18 protein-coding genes are annotated in these 20,249 nt (G+C 71.7%); 5 read left to right on the top strand and 13 right to left on the bottom strand.

Translation table 11 applies throughout. The features are described from left to right. Positions 1 to 12: 12 nt before the first annotated feature. From ABZ858_RS03465 to ABZ858_RS03445, 5 genes are all read right to left on the bottom strand, one after another. On the bottom strand, positions 13 to 771 hold the full coding sequence (locus ABZ858_RS03465; protein ID WP_361372066.1) for a hypothetical protein: 759 nt from the start codon (positions 769 to 771) through the stop codon (positions 13 to 15). Positions 772 to 1,091: 320 nt separating this feature from the next. Further along, positions 1,092 to 1,286 (bottom strand): hypothetical protein, encoded by a 195-nt coding sequence (locus ABZ858_RS03460; RefSeq protein ID WP_361372063.1) that lies wholly within the window; start codon positions 1,284 to 1,286, stop codon positions 1,092 to 1,094. A gap of 159 nt (positions 1,287 to 1,445) precedes the next feature. After that, the gene (locus ABZ858_RS03455; protein WP_361372060.1) at positions 1,446 to 2,279 is read right to left on the bottom strand and encodes a helix-turn-helix transcriptional regulator; all 834 of its coding nucleotides are present in this window, start codon (positions 2,277 to 2,279) and stop codon (positions 1,446 to 1,448) included. Beyond that, entirely contained in the window at positions 2,269 to 2,793 is a 525-nt protein-coding gene (locus tag ABZ858_RS03450; protein WP_361372057.1) for a DUF6879 family protein, read from the bottom strand. Before ABZ858_RS03450 ends, ABZ858_RS03455 begins: the two co-directional genes overlap by 11 nt. Further along, positions 2,777 to 2,986 carry a hypothetical protein gene (locus tag ABZ858_RS03445; protein WP_361372054.1) on the bottom strand — a complete coding sequence of 70 codons (210 nt, stop codon included), beginning with the start codon at positions 2,984 to 2,986 and terminating at the stop codon, positions 2,777 to 2,779. The genes ABZ858_RS03450 and ABZ858_RS03445 overlap by 17 nt, the downstream gene beginning before the upstream one ends. A gap of 430 nt (positions 2,987 to 3,416) precedes the next feature. On the opposite strand from ABZ858_RS03445, the gene ABZ858_RS03440 reads away from it, so the two are divergent. Beyond that, a complete protein-coding gene (locus ABZ858_RS03440; protein WP_361372916.1) occupies positions 3,417 to 3,761 on the top strand; it encodes a four-helix bundle copper-binding protein in 345 nt (114 codons plus the stop codon). Between the two features lie 66 nt (positions 3,762 to 3,827). Here ABZ858_RS03440 and ABZ858_RS03435 read toward each other — a convergent pair whose 3' ends face one another. Continuing rightward, the gene (locus ABZ858_RS03435) at positions 3,828 to 5,150 is read right to left on the bottom strand and encodes an LCP family protein (protein WP_361372051.1); all 1,323 of its coding nucleotides are present in this window, start codon (positions 5,148 to 5,150) and stop codon (positions 3,828 to 3,830) included. Between the two features lie 119 nt (positions 5,151 to 5,269). Between ABZ858_RS03435 and ABZ858_RS03430 the strand changes: the two genes are divergently transcribed. Further along, the gene (locus tag ABZ858_RS03430; protein WP_361372048.1) at positions 5,270 to 5,827 is read left to right on the top strand and encodes an acyl-CoA thioesterase; all 558 of its coding nucleotides are present in this window, start codon (positions 5,270 to 5,272) and stop codon (positions 5,825 to 5,827) included. A gap of 151 nt (positions 5,828 to 5,978) precedes the next feature. On the opposite strand, the gene ABZ858_RS03425 is transcribed toward ABZ858_RS03430, so the two are convergent. Then, entirely contained in the window at positions 5,979 to 7,478 is a 1,500-nt protein-coding gene (locus ABZ858_RS03425; RefSeq protein WP_361372045.1) for an LCP family protein, read from the bottom strand. Between the two features lie 128 nt (positions 7,479 to 7,606). Between ABZ858_RS03425 and ABZ858_RS03420 the strand changes: the two genes are divergently transcribed. Beyond that, entirely contained in the window at positions 7,607 to 8,638 is a 1,032-nt protein-coding gene (locus ABZ858_RS03420) for a glycosyltransferase family 2 protein (RefSeq protein WP_361372042.1), read from the top strand. A gap of 57 nt (positions 8,639 to 8,695) precedes the next feature. Here the strand turns inward: ABZ858_RS03420 and ABZ858_RS03415 are convergent, their stop codons facing one another. From ABZ858_RS03415 to ABZ858_RS03405, 3 genes are all read right to left on the bottom strand, one after another. Next, a complete protein-coding gene (locus ABZ858_RS03415) occupies positions 8,696 to 10,306 on the bottom strand; it encodes an LCP family protein (protein ID WP_361372039.1) in 1,611 nt (536 codons plus the stop codon). A gap of 138 nt (positions 10,307 to 10,444) precedes the next feature. Further along, positions 10,445 to 12,208 carry an LCP family protein gene (locus ABZ858_RS03410; protein ID WP_361372036.1) on the bottom strand — a complete coding sequence of 588 codons (1,764 nt, stop codon included), beginning with the start codon at positions 12,206 to 12,208 and terminating at the stop codon, positions 10,445 to 10,447. Positions 12,209 to 12,755: 547 nt separating this feature from the next. After that, the gene (locus tag ABZ858_RS03405; RefSeq protein WP_361372033.1) at positions 12,756 to 13,511 is read right to left on the bottom strand and encodes a TIGR03089 family protein; all 756 of its coding nucleotides are present in this window, start codon (positions 13,509 to 13,511) and stop codon (positions 12,756 to 12,758) included. A gap of 131 nt (positions 13,512 to 13,642) precedes the next feature. On the opposite strand from ABZ858_RS03405, the gene ABZ858_RS03400 reads away from it, so the two are divergent. Both ABZ858_RS03400 and ABZ858_RS03395 read left to right on the top strand, forming a co-directional pair. Next, complete coding sequence (locus ABZ858_RS03400) at positions 13,643 to 15,175, top strand: peptidoglycan recognition protein (protein ID WP_361372914.1); 1,533 nt, start codon at positions 13,643 to 13,645, stop codon at positions 15,173 to 15,175. 129 nt (positions 15,176 to 15,304) lie between these two features. After that, a complete protein-coding gene (locus ABZ858_RS03395) occupies positions 15,305 to 16,387 on the top strand; it encodes an NDP-sugar synthase (protein ID WP_361372030.1) in 1,083 nt (360 codons plus the stop codon). 472 nt (positions 16,388 to 16,859) lie between these two features. On the opposite strand, the gene ABZ858_RS03390 is transcribed toward ABZ858_RS03395, so the two are convergent. The 3 genes from ABZ858_RS03390 to cofD all read right to left on the bottom strand — a co-directional run bounded on the left by ABZ858_RS03390 (position 16,860) and on the right by cofD (position 20,204). After that, entirely contained in the window at positions 16,860 to 17,861 is a 1,002-nt protein-coding gene (locus ABZ858_RS03390) for a DNA-3-methyladenine glycosylase 2 family protein (RefSeq protein WP_361372027.1), read from the bottom strand. A gap of 61 nt (positions 17,862 to 17,922) precedes the next feature. Continuing rightward, positions 17,923 to 19,248, bottom strand: a complete 1,326-nt coding sequence (locus ABZ858_RS03385; protein WP_361372024.1) for a coenzyme F420-0:L-glutamate ligase — start codon at positions 19,246 to 19,248, stop codon at positions 17,923 to 17,925. Beyond that, positions 19,245 to 20,204, bottom strand: coding sequence for a 2-phospho-L-lactate transferase (gene cofD / locus ABZ858_RS03380; RefSeq protein ID WP_361372022.1), 960 nt, complete (start codon positions 20,202 to 20,204; stop codon positions 19,245 to 19,247). The genes ABZ858_RS03385 and cofD overlap by 4 nt, the downstream gene beginning before the upstream one ends. Positions 20,205 to 20,249 lie beyond the last annotated feature (45 nt).

Below are 20,249 nucleotides of genomic sequence, written 5' to 3'. Positions count from 1 at the left end.
CGTCCTGGACGGTCAGTTGTCATTGGGCGGGATGACGAATCCTCGCGTTGGTCCTGGGCCGGGTTCCCCAGGGAACTTGGCAGCCACAGCCGCCAGCGCCTCAGCGGTCACGTCCCGGCGCGTGGCAAGGTCGGCCGTGTCGTACACACGCCAAGGCCCTGCCGTGTTCTCCGGGTCCTCCGGTGCGACCACACCGCGGATTCCCAACTGCCTCAGCACGGCATCGACGTGCCGGGCCTGCTCAGCGTCCACGCTTCCGCCTTCCGTCTGCTCGCTGCCAGCCCAGCTACCGCCACCGCCCGAGCAGTGCGAAGCGCACTTGCCCGGATTGATCGGGCCGCAACCGCCGGGCTTGGGCGTATGGGAGCAGTTCGCCGCTACCGCCACCAGGGCTTTGGTCGGGCCCGTCCACAGTTCGCTGTCCACGGTATGCCCGGCCTGCTCGATGACGGCGACCGTACGCGTGAGCGCGTGTTCGTCGTGCCGCTCCGCGTCGGGACGCTCGGGCCAGTGGTGCACGAACCGCCCCAAGCGCGCGCACAGCTTCTCGTACAGGTTCGTATGCAGGATCAGCGCGTGCCATCCCTCGTCCACCACGTTGGAAGGCGTGATCTCGACGGTCGGGAACTGTGCGGCGGCGTCCATGAACTTGAGCGCTTCCACCATGATCCGCCCGGCCGTAACCTCATCCATGCCGGGGTTGTTGTCGATGACGGTTGCGACGACACCCCCGAACGCGGCAGGAGTGAGTAATGCGCGTACATCGTGCATGTGCGTTCCTCCCTGTTTGGCACTTCACAGCCCACCCCGGTAGCTCGACTCGCCAAAGTTTCCGTTGCTGGGGTGGGACAGGCCGGTGGTTCGTCACGGGGGCGACGGACGCACCGGAGCCTTCTCAACCCGTTGCACGGAATCCGGCGAGACCAGCCATTCAGCACCTCCGGACTCGGGCCACAGAAACGCTGTCGGGCGCTTCCGGCGGTCCTGCGGCAGGTCGGCGGGGTCCTCGAAGTCCGCGATCACATCACGCAGAACTCCGACCCTGCCCCACGCATCCGTGACCAGGGCCCCGATGTCTCGGGCCGTGACCATCAGTGGCCCTCCGGATGCCGCCGCAGAAAGACGTTGCAGTCCGACACCGTCGTCATGTCACCAACGACCCGCGCACGGTCCCGCGCGTTCGCCAGCTCTGCACATCCAGCGCAGCCCGGCACGGCTGTGGGTTCCATGCCCACAGTCAGCGGAAGCTCTACGGGACCACTCGGATAAGTTCTCAGCTCACTCATACCGACACTCCTTCGAGCGCGCACGCCGTGAACTTCCAAGCCCCTTCTTCCGATTTCGTCATGCTCGCCATTCCGACTACCTCCCCGCGATCCGTGAGATTCGATGTTCCCCCGGATCTGGGTGGCTTCCTCACTTTATTGGCGTTGTCGGGTAGACGATCACGCGCGACAGTCTGCGGCCCACTGCCCGAGCAAGGCTCTGGCTTCCTCGCCGAACAGTGCGTGACGCTCATACATGCGGAACACTTCGAGGTGTTCCGCGATATCCCTGGCGTCCTGGAAAACGATGCGTCCAGTGAATGTCTCGACAGTTACTAGCCGTTGGTCATAGACGGTGAAGGTGTTCATAGGCCCACGGCCCACAACTGTGCCCGTAGGGATGACCCCGATACGCACGTTGGGCAGGTGAGAGATTGAGGCGAGCCGATCCATCTGGACGGCCATCGCCGCAGGCGGGACCACGGCCCACCTGACGGCTTGTTCTGTCAGCAGGAAGGTGAAGTGCTTCGTGCTGTCGTAGAGGACCGCTTGCCGTTCCAGCTTCCTCGCGACCGTCCTGGTTGTGTCCACTGGGGAGTTGCTGAGGCTGGCCCTGATGTATTCGGGCGTCGCCAGGAGTCCTGTCACCATGGCAGGCAGGAAGTAGCGGAGCGCCGAGGCTTCGCCTTCGAGGCCGGCCAACTCGGCTTGTCGCTTCTCCAGACCTCTTCGCCAAGATGCCCGCTTGCCCTGCCACTCCGTATTGGCGAGCCGCGCCAGGGCGGTAACTTCGGCCAGAAGTTCCGGGGGCGCGTCGAGGGCTCTAAGAATCAACTCAACATCGACAAGGCCGGGGGTGACTCGTCCGGTCTCAATGTTGCTCAGCTTGGTCTGAGAAATATTGCATCGCTGAGCGAGCCAGACCTGGGTACGCCTGGCTCGCTTTCGCATACTGCGGAGTGTTTCTGATAGGTCAGCCTTCGACTGGCCTAGCTGGTCAGGGTCAAGCGTCAAGGACCTTCACGTACTCCTCGAAAGGTACTGCGTACTCCAGGGCGACCCGCTTCCACTCCCGGTAGGGCCCCGGACCACCTTCGTACGCTTCGCGATTGATCTGAGTTCCGTCCGGACGGAAGTTCAGGTGCGCGATGCGGGAACCGTCGAACATCCACCAGTCTTGGCCTGAGAGAGGCAACCCGAAGTTGTCTCGCGTCACATCCAAGATACGAATGTCTTCCCCCGCGGCAATGTTGCCGGGGATGCCCCACGCGAATTGATACCGCTGGTAGTCGGTGAGCGGCTGACGCACGATCCGGACACGGCCAATACGCTTGCCGGATTCGACGTATCCGCGTACTCGTTCGTGCCAGCGGGCATTGTGACCGGTGGGCTTGTCCTCGCCGCGCAGGAAACGGGCTACGTTCTCCTGCTCCTTGGGCATGGTGTACGTGGGCTGCGCCTCGAACCGCCACGCTTCGTGCTCGAAGGCGTCGAAGAACCGGCGCCAGTCGTCACCATCCAAGAGCACGGACAGCCTCCCTCAGAATGTGCTCGGGGATCTCCACCAGCCCCTCGCCCGAGGGCGGAGTGAACACGTCGGACACGTCGCCCTGGATGACGATCGAACCACTCTTGGTCCGGTAGACGTTGGGGCAATCGTCGTCGTCACAGTTGGGTCCGCCGACGTTGCCGGTAAGGCGGGTCAGTTCCTCACGCGCCATGGTTCCCCTCCTCGGGCGCAGGGGCGTTCCCTGCCTCCATGAGGACGGTAGGCCGGACCCGCGCACCAGGTCTATGGCACTTCGCCAATATTCGCGTTGTCGGGTAGATGATCACGGGGAAATGCTGGGGAGGCACCCAGTGAAGGGGGTGTTCATGCAGGTCAGGTCGGTACATGCTGTAAAGCACCCAGATTTATGAGGGCACGAACCAGGTTCAGCGGATCGTGATGGCCCGCAACCTGCCGTAGCGGCACGCAGCGGCGCTGCTGCGGAGCGTCACCCGGACGGCCGCAGCGCGTCCCGCCGGTTCCGGGGTTGCGCCGGATGGCGGGCGGCGGCGTCCGGGCGTACGACGGAGGGGAACGGGGTCCGCCCCGGTCCCCTCGTCGTCCCCCCAGGAGGAGCCGTGACCCACACCCAGCCCGGAGCCATGACCGCCATGAGCAAGCAGATGCAGGACTGCGTCGAGGCGTGCATGTCGTGCCACACCGTCTGCGAGGAAGCCATGAGCTCCTGCCTGCAGATGGGCGGCCAGGCGCAGATGCAGATCATGCGCGCGCTCATGGACTGCTCCGAGACCACGCGCATGTGCGCGGACATGATGATGCGCCGCTCTCCCATGGCGGGCGACATGTGCGCGATGTGCGCCAAGGCGTGCGAGATGTGCGCCGAGGCGTGTATGACCATGCCCGACGACCAGATGATGATGCGCTGCGCCGAGGCGTGTCGCCGCTGCGCCGAGATGTGCCGCTCGATGGCGGGCGCCCCCATGTGAGCCGAGCGCTCCGGCGCGACAGGGCGGCAGGGACCCTCGGTGCCCCTGCCGCCCCGTCCGGTGGCCTCAGTTGCCCGAGACCGTGACCTTCTGGTCGTTCTTCAACTCGTCCACCAGGGTCTTGACCTTCGCCTTGTCCCAGACGAGGTTGCCGCCCGTGGTGCCCGAGACCGGCATGTTCATCGAGGTGCCGTCACCGCCGCTGACACCCTTCATCGCCCAGAACATGGAGGCCAGGTCCCACAGGCTCATGTCCTTGTCGACGATCAGGGAGTCCAGGCCCGCGCTCATCGTCGGATAGAACGCGAACGGGTTCAGGACCGTCGACGGGGTGGCCACCTCGTGGGCCAGCGCGGACAGGAACTTCTGCTGGTTCTTCGTGCGCTGCAGGTCGGAGGCGGCGAACGCGTGCCGGGTGCGGACGAAGGCCAGCGCCTGCTCGCCGTTCAGCTTCTGCTTGCCCGCCTTGAAGTCGGCGCCGGACCACTTGTCCTTGAAGGGCTGGTCGATGGTCATCTCGACCCCGCCCACCGCGTCCACGATGTTCGCGAAGCCGGCGAAGCCGATCTCCACGTAGTGGTCGATGTGCAGGCCGGTGTTGTACTCGACGGTGCGCACGAGCAGCGTCGGCCCGTCCTCGGCATAGGCCGCGTTGAGCTTGGTGTGCCGGCCCGTGGCCGGGTACTCCTTGCCCGACTCGGCTCCCTTGTACGCCGGTATCTCCACGTTCGAGTCGCGCGGCAGGGAGACCAGCGTGTCGCCGTTGTCCCCGACGTGCAGGATCATCATGGAGTCGGTGCGCTTGCCCTCGGCGGAGCCGGTGTGCAGCTTCTTCTTGTCCGCGTCGGAGAGCCCGTCGCGGCTGTCGGAGCCGACGATCAGGTAGTTCGTGCCCTCGCCCGCCGCCGGCCGGTCGATGACCTTGGACAGGTCGACATCGCGGTGCAGCTTGGAGTCGGCCCAGAAGTAGGTGCTCACCGAGGTGACCACCACCACCGTGACCAGGGTGATCGCGGTCCACTTGATGCGGCGCCGCCAGTTCGGCGCCGGGCGGGGACCGCGGCCGGGGCCGCCACCGGGGCCGGCCGGCCCTCCGCCGCCGGCCGGCCGGCCGTAGACCTGGCCGGTGTTGTACCCGCTGTCGTAGCCGTCGTCGCCGTACCCCTCGCCGCCGTCGGTGTACGACGGCTGCTGCGGGACGCCGTACGGCGGCGCCGCGGGCCCGGGGGCGCCGGGCCGGCCGTAGCCGCGCTGCCCGGGCGGTACCGCCGGGCCGCCGCGCCGCACCTGGCGCATCACACGGGGGCCTTCCGGCTGCGCGCCGGCGCTGCCGCGTCCGTACCGGGGTCCGCCGTTGTCGTCGGACCGCCCCTCGGGCCAATCATTCATGCGCCCAGTGTGCCGGGCCGCACGGTGTGCCCCACAAGAGCCGTCGGAAAATAAGGTCAGGGCTGTTGCCAAGCTGACACAAATCGGCCCGATTGTCGCTGCGGCATAAAGTGGACGCCATGACAGACCAGGCCCCCGCCGTACCGTCCGCGACCGAGGAGATACCCGGAAAGCCGACCTCGGCCTCCCGGACCACCCTCAGCCACATCATGACCCACAACGACACCAACCTCCTGGGCACGGTGCACGGCGGGGTGATCATGAAGCTGGTCGACGATGCCGCGGGCGCGGTGGCCGGACGGCACAGCGGCGGGCCGGCCGTCACCGCCTCGATGGACGAGATGGCCTTCCTCGAACCCGTCAGGGTCGGTGACCTCGTCCATGTGAAGGCGCAGGTCAACTGGACCGGCCGGACCTCCATGGAGGTCGGCGTGCGGGTGCTGGCCGAGCGCTGGAACGAGTCGGCGCCGCCCACCCAGGTCGGCTCCGCCTATCTCGTCTTCGCCGCCGTGGACGCCGACGGCAAGCCCCGCACGGTGCCGCCGGTGCTGCCGGAGACCGAGCGGGACAAGCGCCGCTACCAGGAGGCCCAGATCCGCCGCACCCACCGCCTCGCCCGCCGCCGCGCCATCATGGAACTGCGCGAGCGGAGCGCCACGGCGGAATTCGAGGACTGAGCGGAGGAATTCGGGGACTGACTGCGAGGGCTGAGCCGGGCGGGAGGCCGTGCCCGCGGCGGACGGCCCGCGCCCGCCGTCCTCAGACGCGGGACTCCTCGCCCCTCACGCGCGGGACTCCTCGCCCCTCACGCGCAGAATTCCTCGCCCCTCACTCGCAGGCCACCTCGTCGCCCCGCACCACCTGCGCGGGCCCCTGCCGCTGCTCCGGTGCCCGTACCCGGACCGCACGCACCGCGCGGTAGTCGCCGCCCACGATCACCCGCAGCGTCTGGCCCATCCCCGGTACGGGCCGCAGCTCGCTGCCCGGCAGCGCGGCCGCCAGTGATCTCGCCGAGCGGTCCCAGCGGGGGTCGTAGAGCACCACGGTCCGCCGCACCCCGCGCTCCTTGGCGTCCACCGGCGTCTTGGTGGTGACGAACCCCGCCGCCGCCAGCGCCGTGTCCGCCCGGCGGCCGAGCCCGGGCGTGCCGGTGCCGTTCTCCACCTGGACCCGGACCCGGGCCGGGGGGATCTCCACGGTCGGGGTGGGGTCCGGCGCGGTGGCCGGCCGGCGCGCGGCCAGCGGGCGGTCGTCGCGCAGCGTGCGGAAGAGCCGGTCCGCCTGGACCTGATCCCACTTCACGGTCGAGCCGAGCCCCTTCACGGGGAACGCCGCCTGCGCGACCGGCACGGTGGCGAACTCGGAGGAGGAGGGGGAGAAGGTCCGCATCGCCCGGCCGAGGTCGAGCAGCTCGTCGGTGTGGAAGCCCTGGTCGGCCCGGACCGAGCCCAGCACGGCCCGGGTCACGTCCCGGAACTTCATCGGGTTCAGCAGCACCCGGGAGGAGGTGGCCCGCTCGATCAGGGCGGCCAGGAAGCGCTGCTGCCGCTTCATCCGGCCGAAGTCGCTGGCCCCGTCCACATGCCGGGAGCGGACGTACTGGAGGGCCTCGCCGCCGCCCAGGGTGTGCGTGCCGGCCGCCAGGTCAAGGCCGGTGAAGGGGTCCTTCAGCGGTGCGGCGGTGCAGATCTGGACGCCGCCGAGGACGTCGACCGTGCGCATGAAGGTGGTGAAGTCCACCTCCAGGTAGTGGTCGATCTTCAGCCGGGTCATGCTCTCGACCGTGCGCACGGTGAGGTTCGGGCCGCCCTCGGCGTACGCCGCGTTCAGCTTGACCGGGTGCGCCGGGCGCTGCCTGCCGGTGTTCGGGTCGGTGCGCGCGGGCAGCTCGACGTAGGAGTCGCGGGGCAGGCTGACGACGCTGGCCCGCTCCCGGTCCTGGGACAGGTGCACGATCATCATGGTGTCGGTGCAGTGGCAGGGCTGGCCGCCGAGCCGGTAGCGCTGCCGCTCCTGCTCGCTGATCCTGTCCCGGCCGTCGGTGCCGACCAGCAGCACGTTCATGCCGTGGCCGGAGGGCGGCCGGTTCTTCATGTCCTTGAAGGGATCGACCCGGGCGATGTCGGCGTCCAGGCTGGAGACCACCGCGTGCCCGATCCCGGCGGAGGCGAGCACCACCACCGACAGCGTGGTCGCCGTCCGCATCGCCCAGCGCGGTCTGCGGCGGGGTGCGGGCGCGTACGGCACGCGGGGCGTCCGCGACGGAGCGGCGGCCTGCCGCGGGCCGCGCTGTGGGGGTGCGGGCGGCCGGGGCGACGTGGTGGACATGGGGGGACACCTCCGCATATGGCGTGGGTGGACACCGTGAGCACCGTAGGCCCATACGATCTGCTGCCCGGCGCAGCGGCCCCCGCCGCGCGCACCGGTGTCCCCCGTTCGCGGTAACGTGAGCACCGATGAACACCAAGTCCGACGTGCGGTTCCCCGCCGTTTCTGTGATCATGCCCGTCCTGGACGAGGAACGGCATCTGCGCGGAGCCGTCGAAGCGATCCTCGCGCAGGAGTACGACGGCGAGATGGAGGTCGTGATCGCCCTGGGTCCGTCCACGGACCGCACGGACGAGATCGCCGCCGAACTCGTCCGCGACGACCCCCGGGTGCACACGGTGCCCAACCCCACCGGCCGCACCCCCGCCGCGCTGAACGCCGCGATCAAGGCGTCCCGCCATCCGGTCGTGGTCCGCGTCGACGGCCACGGGATGCTCTCCGCGGACTACATCGCCACCGCGGTCCGGCTCCTGGAGGAGACCGGCGCGCAGAACGTGGGCGGTGTCATGCACGCCGAGGGCGAGAACGACTGGGAGCACGCGGTGGCCGCCGCGATGACCTCGAAGATCGGGGTCGGCAACGCCGCCTTCCACACCGGCGGCCGGGCCGGTCCGGCCGAGACGGTGTACCTGGGGGTGTTCCGCCGTGCGGCCCTGGAGCAACAGGGCGGCTACAACGAGGAGTTCATCCGCGCCCAGGACTGGGAGCTGAACTTCCGCATCCGCGAGGCGGGCGGCCTGATCTGGTTCTCGCCCGAGCTGCGGGTCTCCTACCGGCCCCGCCCGACCATGAAGGCGCTGGCCAAGCAGTACAAGGACTACGGCCGCTGGCGGCACGTGGTGGCCCGCTTCCACGAGGGCTCCATCAACCTGCGTTACCTGGCCCCGCCGACCGCCGTGTGCGCCATCGCGGCCGGGGTCGTGGTGGGCGCGGCCCTGACACCCTGGGGGTTCCTGGTCCCGGCCGGGTACCTCGCGGCGATCGCGGCGGGCTCGGTGCCGGCCGGCAAGGGCCTGCCGGCCGGTGCCCGGCTGCGGATCCCCCTCGCCCTGGCCACCATGCACATGTCCTGGGGCTGGGGCTTCCTCACCAGCCCGAAGTCGCTGGCCCGGCGGGTCATCGCCTCGCGCCGCCCGGCGGTCGTCCCCGCCGCACCCTGACCGTACGGCGAAGGGCCCCTCCCGTTCCCGGGAGGGGCCCTTCGCGCGGAGCGGGGACTACCACTCGTAGATCTTCGAGTACACGTTCATGCACTGCTTGTCGTCCGCGCCGTTGAGCGCGTCGGAGTTCTTCGGGATGTCCCCCGCCTTCGGGTCCGCCTGCTGGGGGAAGGAGGTGCCGGTGCGCCAGTCCGCGCCCACGACGAGCGTGACCCCGGAGACGTCGGTCGACTTCTTCACCGCGCTCAGCGGGATGCCCAGCGCCCGCGCGACGCGCTCGGCGTCGCCCTTCAGCTCGGCGCTCGGGTAGCGGACGACCGTCTGGTCCACGGACGGTGTCACCGACCCGTCCGCCACGGCCCGGGTGAAGCCCTTGCCCTCCAGCTCGCCGCTGATGTCGCTGGCCCGGTGCGGGACCGCGGCCCGGGAGGAACCGCGGGTGCCGTTCTGCACGGCGACGCCGATCTGGCCGTCCGTGTGCGCGGGCGGTGTGGAGGGCTGGTCCTTGGCGGTGTCCGCCTTGGCCTTGTCGTCGGAGTCCTTGCCGCCGTTGCCGTCGAAGGCCACGTCGTCGCGGAGCATCTTCCAGACCTTCTCGGCACCGGCTCCGTCCGGGACGACGTGGTCCCTGTTGCCCGGGTCCTCGACGTTGGGCATCGTCGTCATGGTGATCCGGTCGGTGGGGACCGTCTTCAGCTCCATGGACAGGTCGTACAGCTTCTTGACCGTGCCGATCTCCTCGGAGACCTGGAGCGACTTGGTCGCCGCCTCGGCCAGGCCCATGAGCCGCCCGCTGTCGGTGAAGATGCTCTGGCCCTTCAGCGTGCGGATCATCGAGTTCAGGTACATGTGCTGGGCGCGGGCCCGCATCAGGTCGCTGCCCCAGGCGTGCCGGGTGCGCAGCCACTGCAGGGCCTGCTCGCCCTTGATGTTGGTGGTGCCGGCCTTCAGCTTGAGGCCGGAGCCGCCGTGCGCCGCGGGCGTCGAGTGGTCCCACACGTTCTGGTTGACGCAGACGTCGACGCCGCCGATGGCGTCCGCCATCTGCACCACGCCCGCGAAGTCGATCGTCATCCAGTGGTCGATGTACACACCGGTGAGGTTCTGCCAGGTGGCGAGGGTGCAGCCGGCGCCGCCGCGGGCCAGGGACTCGTTGATGATGGTGTTGGTCGGCGGGTACTGCTTGCCGGTCTTCGGGTCCTTGCACGCGGGTATGTCGACGCGAGTGTCGCGCGGGATGCTCACCACGGCGGCGCTCTTGCGGTCCGCGGCCAGGTGGATGAGCATCTGCACATCGCCCAGCGGCGGGCTGCCGCGGTTCTCCCGGCTGCCGCCCAGCGCGATGTTCGCGTCCGAGTTACGGCTGTCGGAGCCGATCAGCAGGATGTTGACCGGTGTCTGCCCGGCCGCGTTCGGCTGCGACTTCTGCGCCTTGGAGTCGCCGCTGTCGCGCTCGCCCTTGCGTATGTTTCCGTTGAGGTGCTCGTAGTAGAGGAATCCGGCGCCGGCCGTCCCGAGTATGACCACCGCCAGGACCGTCGCCGACCAGCGCAGTACGCGCCGTTTGGGACGTTTGCCCGCGGTGTCGTGCCCGCCTTGTCCGCTTCCGTCTCCGTCGCGGCGGCCTCCGCCGCCGCCCGCGCTCCTGCCCTGCGCCGGCAGAGGCATGGTGTCCTCGGCCGCAGGCCCCTCCCCGCGCAGACCGCTCTGCGTCAACTCCCCGCCCTCCCCGCCCTGGTGCCGTCCAACCGGCCTGTTCTTCGCCTTGTTAGACGCGTGTCGGGCCGGTCAGGTCACATGGTCCGCTCAACTGGCGCACTGAACCTTGTCCGCCGTGGACTTCGCGACGTCCGGCGCCTTCGCCGGAGCCGTGAGGGACACGCCCGCGCCCTTGAAGTCCTTGCCCAGGGTCAGCGTCATCGCCGGCAGCCCCTGGGAGTTCGTCACGCTCCTGCCCGGCTTCAGCGCGGAGCCGGGCAGCCCCATGAGCGCGGCGAGTTCCCGGGCCTGGGCGGCCTGGTCGGGCGCGTACTCCAGCGTCGTCGTGTCCAGCTTGGCGGGCGCGTTGCTGCCGTTCTCCGACTTGGTCACGCCCTGGTTGTTCTGCAGCCAGGTCAGGGTCTGCTGGGCGGCGCCGTCGGCGGCCCCGCCGTTGAGGACGCGCACCCGCACGTCGGAGGCCGTGGACCGGGTGCCCTGCAGGCGGGCGGCCTCGGCGTCCTGCGAGGCCTGCTGCTTCTGCTTCACCTCGGTGAAGGAGACATCGCCGGTGATGGCGCTGAAGACCTGCGGTGCCGTGCCCTGATTGACGATGACCGTCTTGTGCACCTTGCCGTCCGCCGGGTTGTCGAGCACCGGCACGGTGAGGAAGGTGATGTTCTTCGTCGGCACCTTCTTCAGCTCCAGGGCCATGTCCTTGAGCGTGTTCACCTTGTCGATGCCCTTGTCGACGGTGAGCGCCTTGGTGGCGGCGTCGGCGAGGTCGTACAGCTTGGCCGGGTTGGTGAGGGTGTTGCCGGAGGCCATCTTGCGCATCAGCGAGCTGAGGAACTGCTGCTGCACCTTGATCCGGTCCAGGTCGCCCTGGTTGCCGAAGCTGTGCCGGGTGCGGACGAACGCGAGGGCCTGCTCCCCCTCGATCTTGTGCGAGCCGGCGGACAGCTTCAGGTGCGAGTCCGGGTCGTCGACGGCGTGCTTGAGGCACACGTCGACGCCGTCCACCGCCGTGGTCAGCGTCTTGACCGCGTTGAAGTCGGCCATCATGAAGTGGTCCGGGGTGATGCCGGTGACCGCCTTGACGGTGCGCATCGTGCAGCCCGGGTCGCGGCCGTCCTGGCCGAGGCTCGTGTTGAAACGGACGTTGTGGGAGCCGGGGACGACCTTCGTGCTGCCGTCGGGCTGCTTGGTGGGGCAGTCCGGGACGTCGACGATCAGGTCGCGCGGGATGCTCAACGCGGTCGCGTTCGTACGGTCCTTGGAGACGTGCAGCAGGATGTTGGTGTCCGCGTGGCCCACGCTGCCCTTGTCGCCGTAGCCCTCGTTGCCCGCGCCGGTGCGCTTGTCGGTGCCGATGACCAGGATGTTGAAGGCGTCGTCCTTGCTGAAGCCGTTCTTGGCGGCGTCGCCCACATCGGTGCTGCTGATGTTGCCTTCGAGGTGCTTGAGGATCAGGTAGCCCGCGGTGCCGGCGCCGACCAGGACGAACGCCATGGTGCCGCCGGTCCACACCAGGACCTTCTTGGTCCGCGACTTCTTCTTCTCCGGACGGCGGCCGCGCCGCCCGGGGGCGGGCTGCTCCTCCGGCGGCGCGCCGCGGCGGCGGCGCGGTGCGGGCACCGGGCGGGCGGGGGCCGTCTTGTGCGCCTCGGCCTGCTCACGGCCGGGCGCGGTGGTACGCCGCCCGGACCCGTCGCCGTCCGCGCGGCGCGGGGAGGACCGGCGCTGCCCCGGGACCGCCGACTGCGGAGCGGAAGGGCCCAGTCGCAGTTCGTATTCGCCGGTGTTCGGGTTGAGCACCCACTGGTCTGCGGGATCGATGTTGTCCGCCCGCCCACGGCCTTGCGCGTCCACGGTTGTCCGAACCCTCCGTCGGGGCCACGCGGCGCCTTCCCCCAGAGGCGCTCAGGTCTGGTTCACACAGCGCACGATCCCGAAGAGACCTCGGGAGACCTCGGGAGACTTCGGGGCCCGGTGCACCGGATCGCTCACACTATCCGGCTGATTGAGCATTGAGCGACGCCGGTGACAAATTGCACGTCCCTACAAGCGGGCAATCCGCCCATTTCCCTGGACAAAAGTTCGCCCTTTGGGTGCGGCTTTACTCGCACACCTGCTCAGAAGCGGTCATCACCGGTGAACACCGTTGTGGGCGTGGCCGGGTGTGCGGCGCCGTGCACTGCGGGGGCGTACAGCTGTACGCCCCGCGGAACGCACCGACCGTAGTCGTCCGGCTGCGCAGCAGAATCGGGCCGGTACGGAATCCGCCCCGGATTCCGTTTCCCGGCACCGGAATTGCCGCCGCCCGCGTGGGGATCTCGTGAAACTCCATGAAGCCTGAAGCCTTCCATGGGCCCGCCCGCTCACCCGCGGGCGCGTGCCCATGGCCGTCCCCGGCCGCTCACCGGGCCGTGGCCGTGACCCGCTCGCTCTCGATGCGCTCGGCCAGCGCGTCCCCGGCCAGGCGGTCCAGGTTCCGGCACAGCACGACGGAACCGCCGGCGGCGAGCGGCGCGTACAGGCCGGCGCTCAGGCCCTGCCAGGTGTCGTACGCCAGCCCCGACAGCAGCCGGGAGCCGGGGCCGGTCAGATCCAGTCCCGGGGCGTCCGCGCGGGCCCGCTCGACGACCTCCGCCGCCGTGTACTCCGCGCCGGCCACGACCAGCGCGGGCTCCTCCGGGTCCACCGGCGCGAACGGCGCGAACCGGTCGCCCTGCCCCGGCACCTCGACGGCGTAGTCGGCGAACCCGGCGGGCGGCTGCGGGAAGCGCCCGCCCAGCGGCCGCAGCGCCAGCGCCACCCGCTCGCCCCGGCAGGCGCGCGCCGCGTCGAGCGTGTCCGGTCCGCTGACGACCACGTCGGCGCCGGCCGGGTCGCCGCCGACGTCCGCGACCGCGCCGACCGACGCGCACGCCAGCAGCCACACGGCCGTCTGCCAGTGCGCCGGCAGCAGCAGGACGACCCGGTCGCCGGGCCCGGCGGCCAGGTCGCCCTGGAGGAGGTTGGCGGTCTTGGCCACCCAATTGGCGAAGGTGGCCACGGACAATTCGACGCGTTCGCCCGTGGCGTCGTCGTAGAAGGTCACCAGCGGGCGGCCGGGGTCCGCGGCGAGCGCGGAACGCAGCAGGTCGGCAGGGGTGCGTTCGGTGGCGGTCACCCGCGCAAGGGTACGCGGCGGCGGGCCGGCGCACCGGGCGGCGGCCGCCGGGGGAGGGCCGGGCGGCCACCGGTTCGGGGGAACGTCACCCGACGCACCGTCAGTTCCAAGATGGACATATATGTATGACTATGTCCAAGATCGTGGGCATGCGTCGATACGGATTCCTTGCGTCCTCGATCGGTGTCACCTGCGCGACCGCTCTCGCCCTCGCGCCGGGGCTGCCCGCCGCCGCGGCCCCCGCGCGGCCCGCCGCCGCGGGGCGGCCCCCGGGCGCCGCGCCGGAGGCCGTCCCCGGCAGCACCCAGTCCCTGCCGCTGGTGCCGCTCGCCGGGAGCACGTCCCGCGCCCGGACCTTCGGCGGCGCCCCGCAACAGGGCCTGCGCCGTGCGCACGTGCGGCACTTCTCCCTGCTCGGGGTCGTCTGGGACGACCCCGCCGCCGCACTGCGCGGCAGCGTCCAGGTCCGTACCCGCTCCGCCGCCGACGGCAACTGGTCGCCCTGGCAGGACGTCGAGACCCACAACGCCGACCACGGCGCCGACCCCGGCACCGCCGAGCGCGCCGGCGGCCACGTCCGCGGGGCCACCGCACCGCTGTGGGTGGGCGACAGCGACGGCGTCGACGTGCGCGTACGGGCCGGGGCCGGGTCCGGTGACGAAGCCGGTGCCGGTGCCGGGTCCGGTGCCGGTACCGAGGCCGGTGCCGGGGGCCGGGGGAGCGGCGGCACCGCCCGTGGCGCGCTGCCCGCGGGCCTGCGCCTGGAACTCGTCGACCCGGGAGACCCGCCGCAGACCAAGGGCGCCGCGGTCACCGAGGGCACTGAAGAAACCAAGGACACCGAGGACACCGAGGACACCGAAGGCACCGGCGACCCCGGAGCCGACCAGTCGCGCACCGGTGAGCTGAGCGAGGCGGCCTCCACCGCCTCCGCCGCCAACGCGGCCCTCGCCCCGCTGGACGCCACCGAGATCCCCGCGCTCAGCGGCGCCGACACCGAACGCGAGCTGATCGAGCTGCGCGGCGACGAACTGACGGCGGCTCAGCGCGTCAAGCCGCACATCGGGGCGCGCCCGCGCATCGTGACCCGCCGCGGCTGGGGCGCCGACGAGTCGCTGCGCCACGGGAAGTTCGTCTACACCAAGAAGGACAAGGTGGCGTTCGTCCACCACACCGCCACCGGCAACGGCTACCGCTGCGCGCAGACGCCCGCGGTGATCCGCGGCATCTACCGCTACCACGTCAACAGCATGGGCTGGCGCGACATCGGCTACAACTTCCTCGTCGACAAGTGCGGCACCATCTACGAGGGCCGCGCCGGGGGCGTCGCCAAGCCGGTGCTGGGCGCCCACACCATGGGGTTCAACAGCGACAGCGTCGGCATCGCCGTCATCGGCACCTACAGCAAGTCCAAGCCCTCCTCGGCCGCCGTGAAGGCGGTCGCCCGGCTGACCGCGTGGAAGCTCGGCCTCTATGGGATGAATCCGCGCGGAAAGACATATCTGAAGTCCGCCGGTGGCAACCTCTACCAAAAAGGAAAGAACGTACGCCTGAACGTGATCTCCGGCCACCGGGACGGCTTCGCCACCGACTGCCCCGGGCGCAAGCTCTACGGCAAGCTCGGCACGATCCGCTCGACCGCCGCGCGCTACCAGGGCCGCTGACGCCGTGCCGCCCGCCCGAACACGCCGCGCGGCCATCGAGGGCGGCCGGGAACGCACTGCATAAACTGGCCGGCCGAAGGACAGATCGGCCGGTCCCGGCAGGAAGCAGACAGGAAGCAGAGACGACAGGTGACAGAAGCGATCCTCCTGGTCGGCGGCAAGGGCACCCGGCTGCGCCCCCTCACGGTGCACACCCCCAAGCCCATGGTGCGGGCGGCGGGGGTGCCGTTCCTCACCCACCAGCTCGCGCGGGCGAAGGCGGCCGGCGTCGAGCACATCGTGCTCGCCACCTCCTACCTGGCCGAGGTCTTCGAGCCGTACTTCGGCGACGGCTCCGCCCTCGGACTCCACCTGGAGTACGTGACCGAGGAGGAGCCGCTCGGCACGGGCGGCGCGCTGCGCAACGTCGCCGCCCGGCTGCGCTCCGGCCCGGACGACCCGGTCCTCGTCTTCAACGGGGACATCCTGACCGGCCTCGACATCGGCGCCCTGGTGCGCACCCACGAGGAGACCGGCGCGGACGTCTCCCTGCACCTGACGAAGGTGACGGACCCGCGGGCGTACGGCCTGGTGCCCACCGACGCCACCGGCCGCGTCCTGGCCTTCCTGGAGAAGCCGCAGACGCCCGAGGAGATCGTCACCGACCAGATCAACGCGGGGGCGTACGTCTTCCGGCGGTCCGTCATCGACGCGATCCCGCAGGGCCGCCCGGTGTCCGTGGAGCGGGAGACGTTCCCCGGCCTGCTGTCGGCCGGTGCCCATCTGCAAGGCATGGTCGACTCCACCTACTGGCTGGACCTGGGCACCCCGGCCGCCTTCGTGCGCGGCTCGGCCGATCTGGTCCTGGGCCGCGCCCCCTCCCCGGCGGTGCCCGGCCGCTGCGGCGACCGCCTGGTCCTGCCCACGGCCGTCGTCGCGCCCGACGCCAAGCTGACCGACGGCACGGTGGTGGGCGAGGGCGCGTCCGTCGCCGAGGGGGCGCGTGTGTCCGGCAGTACGATCCTGCCGGGCGCCGTCATCGAACCGGGCGCCGTCATCACCGACTCCCTCATCGGCACCCGCGCCCGCATCGGCACCCGCTCCGTCCTCACCGGCACGGTCATCGGCGACGGCGCGGTGATCGGCGCCGACAACGAACTCCGGGACGGCGTACGGGTGTGGTGCGACGCCCGCATCCCGGCGGGGGCGGTGCGGTTCTCCTCGGACCAGTAGCGGACGACGGGGACATCCGGTCCGGCCGGGCGGCGAAGGTGTGTCCTACCGGCTTGGTCGGGTGGCGGGCGCGGTCGGGTGACGGCCTGGTCGGGTGGCGGGCGCGGTCGGGTGACGCCCTGGTCGGGTGGCGGGCGCGGTCGGCGTGACGGCTTGGCCGGGTGGCGGCCGCCGTCGGCCCGGCCGGCCTGGTCCGGTGGCGGACACGGTCGGTACGACCGCCCTGATCCCGGCGTTGGCCGTGACCGCCGTGACCGCCGTGACCGCCGTGACCGGCCTGATGCGGTGGCGAGCGTGAGCGGCACGTTCGGCCCGGCCCGGCGACGGGCGCGATCGGCGCGTTCGCCCTGACCCGACGACGGCCGCGACCGGCCGTGCAGGCCCCCGTCCCCCGTCCCCCGTCCCGCGGCGAGCGCGTCCCGCGGCCCGACCCACCGTGCGCCGGCCGGTCCCGCCACGGCACGCGCCCGGCTCAGAACCGCCCGATGTCCCCCCGGGCCATACGCGGCGCCCGCCGGGGCGGTGTCCGCCCGCTCAGCAGGATCAGCCGGGCCGCCCGGTGCCGCTGACCGGCGTACGGTTCGAGGAGCCGCAGCATCGCCGCGTCGTCGGCGTGGCGGTCACCGGCCAGCGCGAACCCCACGATCCCCGGCAGGTGCAGGTCCCCGACCGTCACCTCGTCCGGCGCGCCGTGACTGCGCTGCACGGTCTCCGCCGACGTCCACGGCCCGATCCCGGACACCAGCTCCAGCCGTGCCCGCGCGGCCGCCGGCTCCATCCGCGCCGCCTCCTCCAGCCGCGCGGCCACCCGCACCGCCCGCAGCACCGTGGACGCCCGCTTGTCGTCGACGCCGGCCCGGTGCCACTCCCACGACGGGATCAGCGCCCAGGCGCGCGGCGCCGGCATGACGTGCATCGGCGCGGGCACGGGCCCGGGCGCCGGCTCCCCGTACGTACGCACCAGCCGCCGCCAGGCCGCGTACGCCTCGACCGTGGTGACCTTCTGTTCCAGGATCGAGGGGATCAGCGACTCCAGCACCAGCCCGGTCCGGGTCAGCCGCAGCCCCGGCCGCCGGTGCCCGGTCAGCGCGAGCAGCCGGTGCCGCGGCGCGAACACGGACGGGTCGTCGGCGGCTCCGAGCAGCTCGGGCAGCCGGTCGAGCAGCCACTCGGCTCCGGGCCCCCATGCCTGGCCGCGCACCTCGCCGCCGCGCGCGAGGACCCGCAGGGTCCCCGGCCCCCGGGGAGTGCGGCTGGCCCGCCACACCGACCCGTCGGGCATCGCCCGGAACGTCGGATCGCCGGGCCCTCGCCGCAGCGGCCCGAGCACCAGGCCCAGGTCGTACGGCCCGTCGGGCACCCAGACGCGTACCCGCTCGGGCCCGGCGGCCTGACGCGGCAAGCCCGCGGGCACGGCGCCGTCGCCGCCGCGCACGGTCGTGCGCGGCGGCCGCGGAGCGAAGCGTCCTGCCACGAGTCGGGTCCCGGAAGTGCCAGTCGGAGGGGTGCCGGAGATGCCCTACGAGACTAAGCGGTCACCGCGCGACGACGAACGTCTCGGCGTCCCGCCCGTCGCGCGGCCTCGGCTGCCCGGCCGGGTGCCCGACGGCCACCGCGCCCATCGGGTCCCAGTCCGGCGGCAGGTCCAGCACCTCGCGCACCACGTCCCGGCAGAACATCGTCGAGGACACCCACGCCGACCCGAGTCGCTCCCCGGCCAGCGCGACCAGGAAGTTCTGCACGCCGGCCCCGGCGGCGACCACGAACATCTCCCGTTCGGCGCCGTCGCGCCGCGCGTCGCCGTAGTGGTGCGAGCCGTCCATCACCAGGCAGGGCACCGCCAGGTACGGGGCGTCGCGCAGCACGTCGCCGCGGCGGACCCGCCGCGCGATGGACTCCTCGCTCTTGCCGTCGCGGCGCAGGTCCGCGATCCAGGCGTCGCGCATCGCGTCGAGCAGCCGCGTCCGCGACTCCCGCGACTCCAGCAGCACGAACCGCCACGGGGTGGTGTGGTGCGGGGCCGGCGCGGTCACCGCCGCGGCCACCGCACGCCGCACCGCGCCGGGATCGACGGGCTCGTCGGTGAAGGACCGCACGGTACGCCGCTGGGCCACCGCCTCCCGTACGGCCTCGGAGGTGCCGAGCCGGAACATGTCGTCGCGGGCGTCGCGCACCAGCGCCCGCGCGCCCGGGGCGTCGTCCGGCGCCAGCACGTGCGGCAGCCCGCGCACCACGGCGACCGGCAGCCCGGCGGCCTTGCCCTTGACCAGGTCACCGGCGGCGGCGAGTTCGTCGGCGGTGGCGACGACGGTCGCGCCGAGCGGGTTGCCGTGCGCGTCCGTGCCGCCCCGCAGGTCGTCCAGGACGCGCAGGCCGGCCGCGCCGATGGCGACGTCCGTGAGCCCGGCCCGCCAGGGGCGGCCGAAGGTGTCGGTGACGACCACGGCGACGTCGACGCCGAGGGCGTCGCGCAGGCCGTCGCGGATCGCGCGCGCGGAGGCGTCCGGGTCCTCGGGCAGCAGCAGGACGGTCCCGGCGGGCGTGTTGGAGGCGTCCACCCCGGCGGCGGCCATGACCAGGCCCTGCCGGTTCTCCACGATGCGCAGCGGGCCGCGCCGGGCCACCACCCGTACCGTCTCGGCGTCGATCGCGGCCTCCCGGTCGGCGGCCTCGACCACCCGGCCCTCCGCCTTGGAGACGATCTTCGAGGTGACCAGCAGGACGTCCCCGTCGGCCAGCGCCGGTTCGGCGGCGGCGATCAGCTTGGCCAGGTCGTCGCCGGCGGCGACCTCGGGCAGGCCGGGCACGGCCCAGACCCGGAACGCGGGCGCCGGCCGGCCCGTCGGCGGCGCGGCGCTCACGCTCCCCGCACCTCCTCGGCCAGGGCCAGCGCCTCCCGGGCCATCCGCGCGGTCGCGTCGAGGTCGGTCATCATCAGCGGGACGGCCCGGCAGCGGATGCCGGCCGATTCCACCCGCTGCACGGCCGCCGCGTCCACGGTGTCGACGAGCCAGCCGTCGAGCAGCCCCGAGCCGTAGTGCTCGGCGACCGCGGCGGCGGTGGACTCCACGCCGACCGCCGCCAGCACCTTGTCGGCCATGCCGCGCACCGGCGCGTCCCCGACGATGGGGGACAGGCCGACCACCGGCACCCCGGCGTCCGCGATCGCCTCCCGCACCCCGGGCACCGCGAGGATGGTGCCGACGGAGACGACCGGGTTGGACGGCGGGAAGAGGATCACGTCCGCCTCCGCGATCGCCTCCAGCACGCCCGGCGCCGGCTTGGCCTGCTCGGCGCCGACCGGCACGACCGCCTCGGCGGGCACCGAGGCCCGCAGCCGCACCCAGTACTCCTGGAAGTGCACCGCCTTGCGCTCGCCGTCCACCTCCACGGCGACGTGCGTCTCCACCCGGTCGTCGGTCATCGGGATCAGCCGCACCCCCGGCTTCCACCGGTCGCACAGCGCCTCGGTCACCGCGCTGAGCGGATAGCCCGCGCTCAGCATCTGGGTGCGCACGATGTGCGTGGCGAAGTCGCGGTCGCCGAGCCCGAACCACTCCGGTCCGACGCCGTACGCCGCGAGTTCCTCCTTGAGGTGGAAGGTCTCCTCGGCCCGCCCCCAGCCCTGCTCCTCGTTGATGCCGCCGCCCAGCGTGTACATCACCGTGTCCAGGTCCGGGCAGACCTTCAGCCCGAAGAGGTGGATGTCGTCGCCGGTGTTGCCGATGACCGTGACGTCCGCGTCCGGCACGGCCCTCTGGAGACCGCGCAGGAACCGGGCACCACCGATGCCGCCTGCCAGAACCACAATCCGCATGGGCCAAGTCTGGCAGGCGGGTACGACAACGCGGCACGCGGCCGC

This window comes from Streptomyces sp. NPDC047017, assembly GCF_040644175.1.
Lineage (GTDB): Bacteria > Actinomycetota > Actinomycetes > Streptomycetales > Streptomycetaceae > Streptomyces.
Note: the sequence above shows the minus strand (reverse complement) of the source record. Positions and strands in the feature narration are given on the sequence as shown.